This is a genomic window from Streptomyces sp. NPDC052299 (genome assembly GCF_040679335.1).
GTDB lineage: Bacteria > Actinomycetota > Actinomycetes > Streptomycetales > Streptomycetaceae > Streptomyces.
This window is the reverse complement of record NZ_JBFAUP010000005.1, coordinates 255,273-267,942: the sequence shown is the minus strand read 5'-3', so window position 1 is coordinate 267,942 and position 12,670 is coordinate 255,273. Positions and strand designations below refer to the sequence as shown.

General features: G+C 72.2%; 9 protein-coding genes and 1 tRNA gene. 6 read left to right on the top strand and 4 right to left on the bottom strand.

The genetic code is table 11. The features are described 5' to 3' along the window. The first annotated feature begins 22 nt into the window (after window positions 1-22). The 5 genes from AB0L33_RS11115 (at window position 23) to AB0L33_RS11095 (ending at window position 6,740) form a co-directional block, all read left to right on the top strand. Window positions 23-823: a sirohydrochlorin chelatase gene (locus tag AB0L33_RS11115; protein WP_365679905.1), complete on the top strand. Its 801-nt coding sequence runs from the start codon at window positions 23-25 to the stop codon at window positions 821-823. Between the two features lie 36 nt (window positions 824-859). Beyond that, window positions 860-2,182, top strand: coding sequence for a deoxyguanosinetriphosphate triphosphohydrolase (locus AB0L33_RS11110; protein ID WP_365679903.1), 1,323 nt, complete (start codon window positions 860-862; stop codon window positions 2,180-2,182). Window positions 2,183-2,271: 89 nt separating this feature from the next. Then, window positions 2,272-3,531, top strand: coding sequence for an FAD-dependent oxidoreductase (locus tag AB0L33_RS11105; protein ID WP_365679902.1), 1,260 nt, complete (start codon window positions 2,272-2,274; stop codon window positions 3,529-3,531). A 106-nt stretch (window positions 3,532-3,637) separates the two neighbouring features. Further along, complete coding sequence (dnaG, locus tag AB0L33_RS11100) at window positions 3,638-5,545, top strand: DNA primase (protein ID WP_365679900.1); 1,908 nt, start codon at window positions 3,638-3,640, stop codon at window positions 5,543-5,545. A gap of 151 nt (window positions 5,546-5,696) precedes the next feature. Continuing rightward, window positions 5,697-6,740: an RNA polymerase sigma factor gene (locus AB0L33_RS11095; RefSeq protein WP_365679897.1), complete on the top strand. Its 1,044-nt coding sequence runs from the start codon at window positions 5,697-5,699 to the stop codon at window positions 6,738-6,740. Between the two features lie 51 nt (window positions 6,741-6,791). Here AB0L33_RS11095 and AB0L33_RS11090 read toward each other — a convergent pair whose 3' ends face one another. The 4 genes from AB0L33_RS11090 to AB0L33_RS11075 all read right to left on the bottom strand — a co-directional run bounded on the left by AB0L33_RS11090 (window position 6,792) and on the right by AB0L33_RS11075 (window position 12,412). Continuing rightward, window positions 6,792-8,723, bottom strand: coding sequence for an ABC transporter ATP-binding protein (locus tag AB0L33_RS11090; protein WP_365679894.1), 1,932 nt, complete (start codon window positions 8,721-8,723; stop codon window positions 6,792-6,794). Then, on the bottom strand, window positions 8,723-10,456 hold the full coding sequence (locus AB0L33_RS11085; RefSeq protein WP_365679891.1) for an ABC transporter ATP-binding protein: 1,734 nt from the start codon (window positions 10,454-10,456) through the stop codon (window positions 8,723-8,725). Before AB0L33_RS11085 ends, AB0L33_RS11090 begins: the two co-directional genes overlap by 1 nt. 135 nt (window positions 10,457-10,591) lie before the next feature. Further along, window positions 10,592-12,037, bottom strand: coding sequence for an FGGY family carbohydrate kinase (locus tag AB0L33_RS11080; protein ID WP_365679888.1), 1,446 nt, complete (start codon window positions 12,035-12,037; stop codon window positions 10,592-10,594). A 69-nt stretch (window positions 12,038-12,106) separates the two neighbouring features. Then, window positions 12,107-12,412, bottom strand: coding sequence for a YtxH domain-containing protein (locus tag AB0L33_RS11075; protein WP_365680132.1), 306 nt, complete (start codon window positions 12,410-12,412; stop codon window positions 12,107-12,109). Window positions 12,413-12,592: 180 nt separating this feature from the next. Between AB0L33_RS11075 and AB0L33_RS11070 the strand changes: the two genes are divergently transcribed. Further along, window positions 12,593-12,665 (top strand) — tRNA-Asn (locus AB0L33_RS11070). Window positions 12,666-12,670 lie beyond the last annotated feature (5 nt).

The following is a 12,670-nucleotide window of genomic DNA, read 5'->3' as shown; positions in this document are numbered from 1 at the left end:
TGCGTCCGCCACCATCGACCCCATGCACCGCATCCGGCACCTCCCCCCGCCCGGCCCCGCGAACCGTCCGGCGTCCACCGCCCCCGCCCTGGTCGCCGTCGCCCACGGCAGCCGGGACCCCCGCACCCCGCACGCCGTGGCCGCCCTCCTGGACCGGGTCCGCGAACTGCGCCCCGGGCTCGACGTCCGCCTCGGCCACATAGAGCTCAACGCGCCGCTCCTGCCGGACGCCCTGCACGCCCTCGGCACCGGCGAGGCCGTCCTGGTACCGCTGCTCCTCGGGCGCGGGCACCACGTCAAGCACGACATCCCCGCGTCCGTCGCCGCCGCCCCCGCCCTGCGGGCCCGGGTCGCCGCGCCCCTCGGGCCGCACCCGCTGCTGGTGGAGGCGCTGCACGACCGGCTCACCGAGGCCGGCTGGCACGCCCCGGACCGGGGGGACGCCGTCGTCCTCGCCGCCGCCGGGTCGCGCGACCCGGAATCGGCGGCCGACGCCCGGCACACCGCACGGCTGCTCGGGGAACGGCTCGGCGGCGTGCCCGTCGTGCCCGCCTACACCTCCGCCGCCTCGCCCACCGTGCCCGCCGCCGTGCGCGCGCTCGCCGCCCGGGGCCACCGCCGGATCGCCGTCGCCTCCTACTTCACCGCGCCCGGGCGCTTCGCCTCGGCCGCCGCCGCCCACGCGCCGTGGATCGCCGCCGCCCCGCTCGGCGCCCACCCCGCACTGGCCCGGCTGCTCCTGCACCGCTACGACCAGGCGCGCCCGGCCGCAGCGGCCGCGTACGGCATACCCGGGCACACGCGCTTCCCGGCGTCCGCCTGACCCGTCCTGTCGGTGCGGCGGATTACTGTCGGACCCATGAACGGCACGGACGGCACACAGCACCCCGGCACGGCCCCCTACGGCCCCGCCGACGCCGAGCGCTGGGACCCCGAGCCGGACAAACGGCCCGGCCGCACCGCCTTCCAGCGCGACCGCGCCCGCGTGCTGCACTCCGCGGCGCTGCGCAGGCTCGCCGGGAAGACCCAGGTCGTCACCCCCGGCACCCGCGGACCCGGCTGGGACGCCAGCCCGCGCACCCGGCTCACCCACTCCCTGGAGTGCGCCCAGGTCGGCCGCGAGCTCGGCGCCGCCCTCGGCTGCGACCCCGACCTGGTGGAGGCGGCCTGCCTCTCCCACGACATGGGACACCCGCCTTTCGGCCACAACGGCGAGCAGGCGCTCAACGACTTCGCGTCCGACTGCGGCGGCTTCGAGGGCAACGCCCAGTCGCTCCGGCTGCTGACCCGCCTCGAACCCAAGCGCTTCGTCCCCGACACCCGCACCGGCGACCTGGTCAGCGTCGGCCTCAACCTCACCCGCGCCGCCCTCGACGCCGCCACCAAGTACCCCTGGCCCCGGGGCGCCCACCCCACCGACCCCGGCTCGCCCAAATTCGGGGTCTACGAGGACGACCTGCCGGTCTTCCAGTGGTTCCGCGAGGGCGCCCCCCGCGACCGCAAGTGCTTCGAGGCCCAGGTCATGGACTGGTCCGACGACGTGGCGTACTCCGTGCACGACTTCGAGGACGGGCTGCACGCGGGGCACATCGACCCCAACTGCCTGGAGGCCGAGCCGGAGCGCCGCGACATCTGGGACGTCGCCATCGGCCGCTACGTCCCCGCGGACACCGACCCGCAGGAGCTCGCCGACGCGCTCGACCGGCTCGTCGCCCAGGAGTGGTGGCCGCACGGCTACGACGGGTCCGCCGTCGCCCAGGCCCGTCTGAAGGACGCCACCAGCCAGCTGATCGGCCGCTTCTGCCTCGCCGCCGAGACCGCCACCCGCCAGGGCCACGGCACCGGACGCCTCACCCGTTACGCCGCCGAGCTGGTCGTCCCGCGCGCCACGCGCAACGAGTGCGCGGTGCTCAAGGCCATCGCCGACCGCTACGTGATGCAGCGCGCCGAGCAGGAGGAGATCCGCGCCGACCAGCGCGTCGTCATCGCCGAGCTGGCCGCCGCGCTCACCGCCCGCGCCCCCGAAGGGCTCGAGCCGCAGCTGCGCGCGCTCTACGAGGCGGCGCCCGACGACCGCGCCCGCAAGCGGGTCCTCGTGGACCAGATCGCCGCCCTCACCGACGCCTCCGCCCGCGCCCTGCACGCCCACCTCGGCGGAGCACCCGGCCGCCACCGGGAGTGACCTGATCGGGCCACACCCCCTTCCCCCACTACGCTGCGTGCGGGACGCTCGCAGTTGGCGCCGCGCAGCAAGCACCGAGGAGGCATCACGTGGTCGACGCACATCGGACGTTCGTCATCGTCGGCGGAGGACTCGCCGGGGCGAAGGCAGCCCAGACGCTCCGGGCAGAGGGATTCAGCGGCCGGGTCATCCTGATCGGCGACGAGCGCGACCATCCGTACGAACGCCCACCGCTGTCCAAGGGATACCTGACCGGGAAAGAGGACCGCGACAGCGTCTTCGTCCACGAGACCGCCTGGTACGCGGGCGCCGAGATCGAGCTCCACCTCGGCCAGTCCGTCACCGGCCTGAACCGCGAGGCGCGCACCGTGGAGACGGGCGACGGCACCGTCATCCACTACGACAAGCTGCTGCTGGCCACCGGCGCCGAACCCCGGCGCCTCGACGTCCCCGGCACCGAGCTGGCCGGCGTCCACCACCTGCGCCGCCTCGCCCACGCCGACCGGCTGCGCAACGTCCTCGCCGCCCTCGGCCGCGACAACGGCCACCTGGTGATCGCCGGGGCCGGCTGGATCGGCCTGGAGGTCGCGGCGGCCGCCCGCGGCTACGGCGCCGAGGTCACCGTGGTCGAACCGGAGGCCACCCCGCTGCTCCGGGTCATCGGCCCCGAGCTCGGCCAGATCTTCACCGAGCTCCACAGCGACCACGGCGTCCGCTTCCACTTCGGCGGCCGGCTCACCGAGATCGTCGGCCAGGACGGCATGGTCCTCGCGGTGCGCACCGACGACGGCGAGGAGCACCCCGCCCACGACGTCCTCGCCGCGATCGGCGCCGCCCCACGCACCGCGCTCGCCGAGGCGGCCGGCCTGGAGATCGCCCCGCGCGAGCAGGGCGGCGGCATCGCGGTCGACGCCTCGCTGCGCACCAGCGACCCGCACATCTACGCCGCCGGTGACGTGGCGAGCGCCGCCCATCCGCTGCTCGGTACCCGGCTGCGGGTCGAGCACTGGGCCAACGCGCTGAACGGCGGCCCGGCCGCGGCCCGGGCCATGCTCGGCCAGGACGTCGCCTACGACCGGGTGCCCTACTTCTTCTCCGACCAGTACGACCTGGGCCTGGAGTACTCCGGCTGGGCCCCGCCCGGCTCCTACGACCAGGTGGTCATCCGGGGCGACGCGGGCAAGCGCCAGTTCATCGCGTTCTGGCTGAAGGACCGCACCGTACTCGCCGGGATGAACGTCAACGTGTGGGACGTCACGGAGCCCGTCCAGAAGCTGATCCGGGCCGGCCGGCCCGTCGACCCGGACGCCCTGGCCGACCCCTCGGTCCCCCTGGAATCCCTGGTCTGAGCGGCCCCGGGCCGGTGCGCGGGCACCACCCCCGCTCCTCGCACCGGCCCGGGACCGCCCCCTGCCCCGACCGTTTCTGTCCGAGCCCACCCGTAGACTTCAAGGCGTGGCAGGCAGGATCAATGACGACGATGTGAAGGCGGTACGGGACGCGGTCCCGATCGACGCCGTCGTTTCCGAGTACCTCCAGCTGCGCAACGCGGGCGGGGGCAACCTCAAGGGCCTCTGCCCCTTCCACGACGAGAAGTCCCCCTCCTTCCAGGTCAGTCCGAGCAAGGGCCTCTTCCACTGCTTCGGCTGCCAGGAGGGCGGCGACACGATCGCCTTCGTGCAGAAGATCGACCACCTGACCTTCGCGGAGGTGGTCGAACGGCTCGCCGCCAAGGCCGGCATCACCCTGCGCTACGAGGAGGGCGGCTACAACCCCTCCCACCAGCGCGGCGAGCGGATCAGGCTGGTCGAGGCGCACAAGGTGGCCGCCCAGTTCTACGTGGACCAGCTGAACGGTCCCGAGGCCGAGATCGGCCGCAAGTTCCTCGCCGACCGGGGCTTCGACCAGGCCGCCGCCGCCCACTTCGGCGTCGGCTACAGCCCGGCCGGCTGGGACCACCTCACCCGCTTCCTGCGCGGCAAGGGCTTCAGCGACAAGGAGCTGATCGCCTCCGGCCTCTCCCAGGACGGCCGGCGCGGCCCCATCGACCGCTTCCGGGGCCGCCTGATGTGGCCCATCCGCGACACCGCCGGGGACGTCGTCGGCTTCGGCGCCCGCAAGCTCCGCGACGACGACAACGGGCCGAAGTACCTCAACACCCCCGAGACCCCGATCTACAAGAAGTCCCAGGTGCTGTACGGCATCGACCTGGCCAAGAAGGAGATCGCCAAGTCCAGCCGGGCCGTCGTGGTCGAGGGCTACACCGATGTGATGGCCTGCCACCTCGCCGGGGTCACCACCGCCATCGCCACCTGCGGCACCGCCTTCGGCGGCGACCACATCAAGATCCTGCGCCGCCTCCTCATGGACAACGGCAGCGCCCGCGTGATCTTCACCTTCGACGGCGACGCGGCCGGTCAGAAGGCCGCCCTCCGCGCCTTCGAGGACGACCAGAAGTTCGCCGCCGAGACGTACATCGCCATCGCCCCGGACAACATGGACCCGTGCGACCTGCGCCTGGTCAAGGGCGACGACGCCGTCCGCGACCTGGTCGAACCGCGCACCCCGCTCTTCGAGTTCGCACTGCGCCAGATCGTCGGTCGGTACGACCTGGAGACCCCGGCCGGCCGCGCCGCCGCGCTGGACGAGGCCGCCCCCGTCGTCGCCAAGATCAAGACGGGCAGCGTCCAGCGGGAGGTCGCCGTCCAGCTGGCTGGCTTCATCGGCATCCTGGACCAGGAGTACGTCGTCCACCGGATCAACCAGCTCGCCCAGTGGGCCCGCGGCCGGGGCGGCGACCGGCGCGGACCCGCCCCGGCCGCCCGCGGCGGCGCCCGCCACCAGCAGGTCCAGGCCCCGCCCGTCCCCTCAGGCCCCGCGCTCAACCTCCGCAGCCCCGCCCACCGCACCGAGCGCGAACTGCTCAAGCTCGCCCTCCAGCGCCCCGAGCTCGTCGCGCCCGCCTTCGACGCCTACGGCGCCGACGAGTTCACCGCACCGCCCTACGCCGCCGTGCGCCAGTGCATCGAGGAGGCGGGCGGCGCCGAGCAGGGCCTCGCCGACAGCCGCGAATATCTCGTCCGGGTGCTCGACGCCACGCCCAACGAGTCCGTCCGCAAGCTGATCACCGAGCTCGCCGTCGAAGTCTTCCACGGCAAGTCCATCGACGAGACCTACGCCGGGGAGCACCTGGTCAAGGTCCGCCTGCGCGCCGTGGACCGCCGGATCAACGACGTCCAGAGCAGCCTCGCCCGCCTCGGCAGCAATGTGGCCCCCGACCACCTCGCCGCCGCGCAGAACGAGGTCTGGGTCCTCCAGCAGTACGCCCAGACCCTGCGCAACCACGGCGCCGACGCCCTCTGACCCGGCGTCTGTAACGGAGCGGACTCAGAAAGTCACCGCACGCCCCTCGTAGCGGCTGTGTGTCGTACCCCACACTGATGGCGGTGCCCTGAGTCATCGGAGCGCGGCCCCACCCCCGCGGTCCGGCAGCGATCACCTGGAGGTCGCCCCCGTGCAGACCCGGACCGTCACCGAAGCCGAACGCGCCCCGGCCGTCCCCGTGCAGGCCATGGCCGCGCACCATCCCGAAGGGGTCCTGGAGGAGCCGGACGAGCCCCCGGAGCCGCGCGGGAGACCGGAGGCCGGGCCCACCTCGGACCTGTTCCGCCAGTACCTGCGCGAGATCGGGCGCATCCCGCTGCTCACGGCGGCCGACGAGGTGGAGCTCGCCCGGCGCATCGAGGCCGGGCTGTTCGCCGAGGAGCGCCTCGCCCGCACCCCGGACCCCGACACCCGGCTCGCCGTCGACCTGGACCGGCTCGTCGTCATGGGCCGCATGGCCAAGCGCCGGCTCATCGAGGCCAACCTGCGCCTCGTCGTCTCCGTCGCCAAGCGCTATGTGGGCCGCGGCCTGACCATGCTCGACCTCGTCCAGGAGGGGAACCTCGGGCTGATCCGCGCCGTCGAGAAGTTCGACTACGCGCGCGGCTACAAGTTCTCGACGTACGCGACCTGGTGGATCCGGCAGGCCATGTCCCGCGCCCTCGCCGACCAGGCCCGGACCATAAGGGTCCCGGTCCACGTCGTGGAGCTGATCAACCGCGTCGTCCGGGTCCAGCGCCGCATGCTCCAGGAACGCGGCTACGAGCCCACGCCCGAGGAGGTCGCCGCTCACCTCGACCTGACGCCCGAACGGGTCGGCGAGATCCTGCGCCTGGCCCAGGAACCCGTCTCGCTGCACGCCCCGGTCGGCGAGGAGGAGGACGTCTCGCTCGGCGACCTCATCGAGGACGGGGACGCCGCGTCCCCCGTGGAGTCCGCGGCCTTCCTGCTGCTGCGCCAGCACCTGGAGGCGGTGCTCTCCACCCTGGGCGAGCGCGAACGCAAGGTGGTCCAGCTGCGCTACGGACTCGTCGACGGACGGCCCCGCACCCTGGAGGAGATCGGCCGCATCTTCGGCGTGACGCGCGAGCGCATCCGCCAGATCGAGTCCAGGACCCTCAACCGGCTCCGCGACCACGCCTCCGCCGACCAGCTCCGCGGCTACCTCGACTGACACGCACGTGCGCGCCCGGGGCAGCCGCGGAGCGGCCGTACGGCTTACGGGTCAGTCGACCTCGGCGACCGCCTGGGCGAACTGCGCCGCGTACAGCCGGGCGTAGGCGCCCTTCGCGTCCAGCAGTTCGTCGTGCGTGCCCTGCTCCACGATCGAGCCGTTCTCCATGACCAGGATGACGTCGGCGTCCCGGATGGTGGAGAGCCGGTGCGCGATCACGAAGCTCGTGCGGCCGTGCGCCAGGCCCGCCATCGCCTTCTGGATCAGCACCTCGGTCCGGGTGTCGACGGAGCTGGTCGCCTCGTCCAGCACGAGTATCACCGGGTCGGACAGGAACGCCCGGGCGATCGTGATCAGCTGCTTCTCGCCCGCGCTGACCCCGGAGCCCTCGTCGTCGATCACCGTGTCGTAACCGTCCGGCAGGGTCCGGATGAACCGGTCGGCGTGGGCCGCCCGCGCCGCTTCCTCGACGCGCTCCCGGCTGACGTCGCCGGAGGCGCCGTAGGCGATGTTCTCCGCGATGGTCCCGCCGAACAGCCAGGTGTCCTGGAGGACCATGCCGATGCCCGCGCGCAGATCGGCCCGGGACATCTTCGCGATGTCCACGCCGTCCAGCGTGATCCGGCCGCCCGTCACCTCGTAGAACCGCATCAGCAGGTTGACCAGCGTCGTCTTGCCGGCGCCCGTGGGGCCGACGATCGCGACCGTGTGGCCCGGTTCGACGTTCAGCGACAGGTCCTCGATGAGCGGCTTCTCCGGGTCGTAGCGGAACGACACGTGCTCCAGCGCGACACTGCCGCGCAGGACGCCGGGGTGCTCGCCCTCGCCCTTCGCCGGGTCGGGCTCCTGCTCCTCGGCGTCCAGCAGCTCGAAGATACGCTCCGCCGACGCGACCCCGGACTGCACCAGGTTGGCCATCGAGGCGACCTGGGTGAGCGGCATCGAGAACTGGCGCGAGTACTGGATGAACGCCTGCACATCACCGATCGACAGGGCGCCGGACGCGACCCGGAGCCCGCCGACCACGGCGATCAGCACGTAGTTGAGGTTCGACACGAACATCATCAGCGGCTGCATGATCCCGCTGTTGAACTGGGCCTTGAACCCGGCCTCGTACAGCGCCTCGTTCTGCTCGGCGAAGTCCTTCGCGGACTCCTCCTGCCGGCCGAAGACCTTCACCAGGGTGTGGCCGGTGTACATCTCCTCGATGTGGGCGTTGAGCTTGCCCGTCACCTTCCACTGCTGCACGAACTGCGGCTGCGAGCGCTTGCCGACCTTCGTGGCCACGACCACCGAGAGCGGCACGGTCACCAGCGCGACCAGCGCCAGCAGCGGCGAGATCCAGAACATCATCACCAGCACGCCGATGATCGTCAGCAGCGAGTTGATGAGCTGGCCCATCGTCTGCTGCATCGTCTGCGAGATGTTGTCGATGTCGTTCGTCGCCCGGCTCAGCACCTCGCCGCGCTTGGCGCGGTCGAAGTACGAGAGCGGCAGCCGCGACAGCTTCGTCTGGATGTCCTCGCGCAGTTGGAACACGACCCGGTTGATGATCCGGATCGACAGCCGCGTCGACACCAGCATCAGCAGCCCCGCGCCGACGTACACCGCGAGCGCCAGCAGCAGCACGTCGCCGACCGCGCCGAAGTCGATGCCCTGACCCGGCGTGAAGTCCACCCCGGACAGCATGTCGGCCAGGCCGCTGTTGCTCCTGCGCAGGCCCTCGACGGCCTGCTCCTTCGTCGTTCCCGCGTCCATGGACCGGCCGATGACCCCGGCGAAGACCAGGTCGGTCGCCCTGCCGAGGATCTTCGGGCCGACCACGGAGAGCCCGACGCTGCACGCGACCGCGACCAGCATCACGTACAGGGTGTTCTTCTCGACGGCGAAGCGCTTCAGCAGCCGCTTCGAGGACCCCTTGAAGTCCATGGACCGCTCGGTCGGCGCGCCGCCCGCCATCATGCGTCCGCCAGGCCCGGCCATTACGCGGCCTCCGCTTCCGTCAGCTGGGAGAGCACGATCTCCCGGTACGTGTCATTGCCGTCCATCAGCTCGTGATGGGTGCCGGTCCCCACGACCCGCCCCTCGTCCAGCACGATGATCCGGTCGGCCTCCCGGATGGTGGAGACCCGCTGGGCCACGATCACCACGGTCGCCTCGGCGGTCTCCCGCCCGAGCGCCGCCCGCAGCGCCGCGTCGGTCGCGTAGTCCAGCGCCGAGAACGAGTCGTCGAAGAGGTAGATCTCCGGGCGCTGCACCAGCGTCCGCGCGATCGAGAGCCGCTGGCGCTGACCGCCGGAGACATTGGTGCCGCCCTGCGCGATCGGCGCGTCGAGCCCGTGCTCCAGGGCTTCCACGAACTCCTTCGCCTGGGCCACCTCCAGCGCGTGCCACAGCTCCTCGTCGGTCGCGTCCGGATTCCCGTACCGCAGGTTCGTCGCGACCGTCCCGGAGAAGAGGTACGGCTTCTGCGGGACCAGGCTCACGGTCTTCGCCAGCAGCGCCGGATCCAGGGTCCGCACGTCCGTCCCGTCGACCAGCACCTGGCCGTCCGTCACGTCGAACAGCCGGGGTACGAGCCCGAGCAGCGTCGACTTCCCGCTGCCCGTCGACCCGATGATCGCGGTCGTCTCGCCCGGCCGGGCCACCAGGTCGACCGCCCGCAGCACCGGCTCCTCGGCGCCCGGGTAGCGGAAGTCCGCGCCGCGCACCTCCAGGTGGCCGTGGGCGCGCAGCTCGCGCACCGGCTCGACGGGCGGGACGACGCTGGACTCCGTCTCCAGGACCTCCTGGATGCGCTCGGCGCACACCTCGGCGCGCGGCACCATCATGAACATGAAGGTCGCCATCATCACCGACATGACGATCTGCATCAGGTAGGCGAGGAACGCGGTCAGCGCCCCGATCTCCATCCCGCCGCTGTCGATGCGGTGCGCACCGAACCAGACCACCGCGATGGACGACACGTTCACGACGGTCATCACGGTCGGGAACATCAGGGCCATCAGCCGGCCCGTCGACAGCGCCACGTCCGTCAGCTCGGTGTTGGCACCCCGGAAGCGGCCCTCCTCGTAGTCGTCGCGCACGAACGCGCGGATGACGCGGTTGCCGGTGATCTGCTCGCGCAGCACCCGGTTCACCGTGTCGAGCCGCTTCTGCATCTGCCGGAACAGCGGGCGCATCTTCCGCACGATCAGGCTGACCGAGACTCCGAGGACCGGCACCACCGCGAGCAGCACCGCCGAGAGCGGCACGTCCTGGCCGAGCGCCATGATGATGCCGCCGACGCACATGATCGGCGCCGACACCATCAGCGTGAACGTCATCAGGACCAGCATCTGTATCTGCTGGACGTCATTGGTCGTACGGGTGATCAGCGAGGGGGCCCCGAACCGCCCGACCTCGCGCGAGGAGAAGGACTGCACCCGGTCGAAGACCGACGCCCGCACGTCCCGCCCGAGCGCGGACGCGGTGCGGGCGCCGATGTAGACGGCCCCGATGTTGCAGACCACCTGGGCGATGCTGACGACGATCATCACGCCGCCGTACTGGAGGATGTAGCCCGTGTCCCCCCGCACGACACCGTTGTCGATGATGTCGGCGTTGAGGGTCGGCAGGTAGAGCGTGGCGCAGGTCTGCAACAGCTGGAAGACGACCAGCACCGCGATGGGTTTCTTGTACGGACCGAGATAGGCCCGCAGGAGTTTTATGAGCACGCGTGTCTCTCGGAGTCGGCGTAGGTCGGGGGAGCCGACCCATCTTCCGGCACCGCTCACCGGGACCGCGAACGTTTTTATTCAAGTCCAGGTCAAAAAACGGACCCGGTCCATAATTTCGCGGTCCCTCCGCACTCACCGTGCCTGGTCGAACGCTCCCGGGTGAATCTGGTCCCGCGTCGCGATGTACTGCTGGCGCACCGCCTGACCCACGGCCAGCTCCTCACCGGGCTCCAGCACCTGCGCCGCCGCGCCCTGCCAGGCCGGGGGAGTGCGCCCGTCGAGCGCCCCCTGCGAGACCCCGAGCGCCCACGCCGCCTGCCGGGCCGCGCCCCGCGCCGCGTACTGGGCGGGCTGCGGCACGACGACCTGCGTCCCCAGCAGGGCGGGCGCCAGCTGCTGCACCGCCGGCAGTTCGGCCGCCGCGCCCAGCAGGAAGACCCGCCGCACCTCCACGCCCCGGCCGCGCAGCACGTCGAGCGCGTCCGCCAGCGAGCAGAGCATTCCTTCGAAGGAGGCCCGCGCCAGGTGCTCCGGCTTCATCGACTCGCGCCGCAGCCCGCACAGGGTTCCGGCCGTGTGCGGCAGCTGCGGGGTGCGCTCGCCCTCCAGATACGGCAGGAGCACGAGCCCCGAGGAGCCGGGCGTCGACTTCAGGGCCAGCGCGGACAGGGCCTCGAGGCCGTCCACGTCCAGCATCTCGGCGGTCCCGCGCAGCGCGCGCACGGCGTTCGACGTGTGCACCACCGGCAGGTGCATGCCCGTCGCGTCGGCGAACGAGGTGATCATCCCGGTCGGGTCGGCCAGCGCCTCGTGGTGCACGGCCATCACGGAGCCCGAGGCCCCCAGCGACACGACCGCGTCCCCGATGCCGACGCCCAGTCCGAAGGCCGCCGCCATGGTCTCGCCGGTGCCCGCGGAGATCAGCAGTCCCTCCGGCGTCATCCCGGCGGCGTCGGACGGACCGAGCACCTCCGGCAGCGCGGCCTGGTGCCCGAGCGCCAGCTCCACCAGATCCGGCCGGTAGGACTCGGTCCCCGCCGACCAGTAGCCCGTGCCGGACGCGGCACCCCGGTCGGTGGTCCGCCGGGCCGGCCGCCCGAGCAGCTGCCACACCAGCCAGTCGTGCGGCTGCAGCACCGCCGCCACCCGCTGCGCCTGCTCCGGCTCGGACCGCGCCAGCCAGCGCAGCTTCGCCACCGGCTGCGCGGCCTGCGGCACCGCGCCGACCGCCTCGGCCCACGCCTGCCGCCCGCCCAGCCCGTCGATCAGATCGGCCGCGGCGGCCTGCGCCCGCTTGTCGTTGCCGAGCAGCGCGGGGCGTACGAGGTTGCCCTGGTGGTCCAGGGGGACGAGGCCGTGCTGCTGCGCGGAGACGCCGATGGCCTGCACCCCTTCGAGCAGCCCGCCGGTGGCGGCCTCACCCAGGGAGAGCAGCCACGCCTGCGGGTCGGCCTCGGTGGCCTTGGCCTCGACGGGGTGCGGGGCGTACCCCTCGCGCAGTACGGCGCCCGTGTCCGTATCGCAGACCACGATGTGTGTGAACGCGGAAGAACTGTCCAAGCCGGCGACTATGCCCATACACAGATTCTGCCGCACCCCCGGAGGTTTCCCGTACCGGTGGTGCGGCAGAAGCGACGGCGGGGCCGGCTAGGTGTTGGTGGTCCCCCAGTCGTCCTCCACGCCGTTCCCGTTCCCGCGTCCCCGGAAGGACCGGACCCGGTCCGTCACGGACGCCGGCACCTTGTCGCCGACCTTCTCGCCCACGGCGTGGTACGCCTTCCCCGCGAACTCCCGGCCGCTCTGGGCCGCGGTCTCGCAGGTGTTGCGCACGGCCGGGTTCTGGGCGAACTGGCGCGCGGTCTTCTTCAGCTGCTCGTAACGCTCGCGCCCGGCCCGCGTGCCGAGCACGTATCCGAGGGCCACTCCGGCGATGAACGTGAGCCGGTACCGCATGGCTGCCACCCTTCCTTCGCTCCGTGCGACGTGTGCTGCCCGCCTACCCGCAGACGCCCGAGATCACCCCGGCCGATACCGATTGGCAAAGCACCCCCCTGCTTGCGCTAATGTATGTGTCGCAGCGAGCGCGCGCCGCCCGGCATCCGCCAGGCAGGTACGTTCGAGGCACCGCAGCAATCCCCTGTAGCTCAATTGGCAGAGCAGTCGGCTGTTAACCGGCAGGTTACTGGTTCGAGTCCAGTCGGGGGAGCGCAA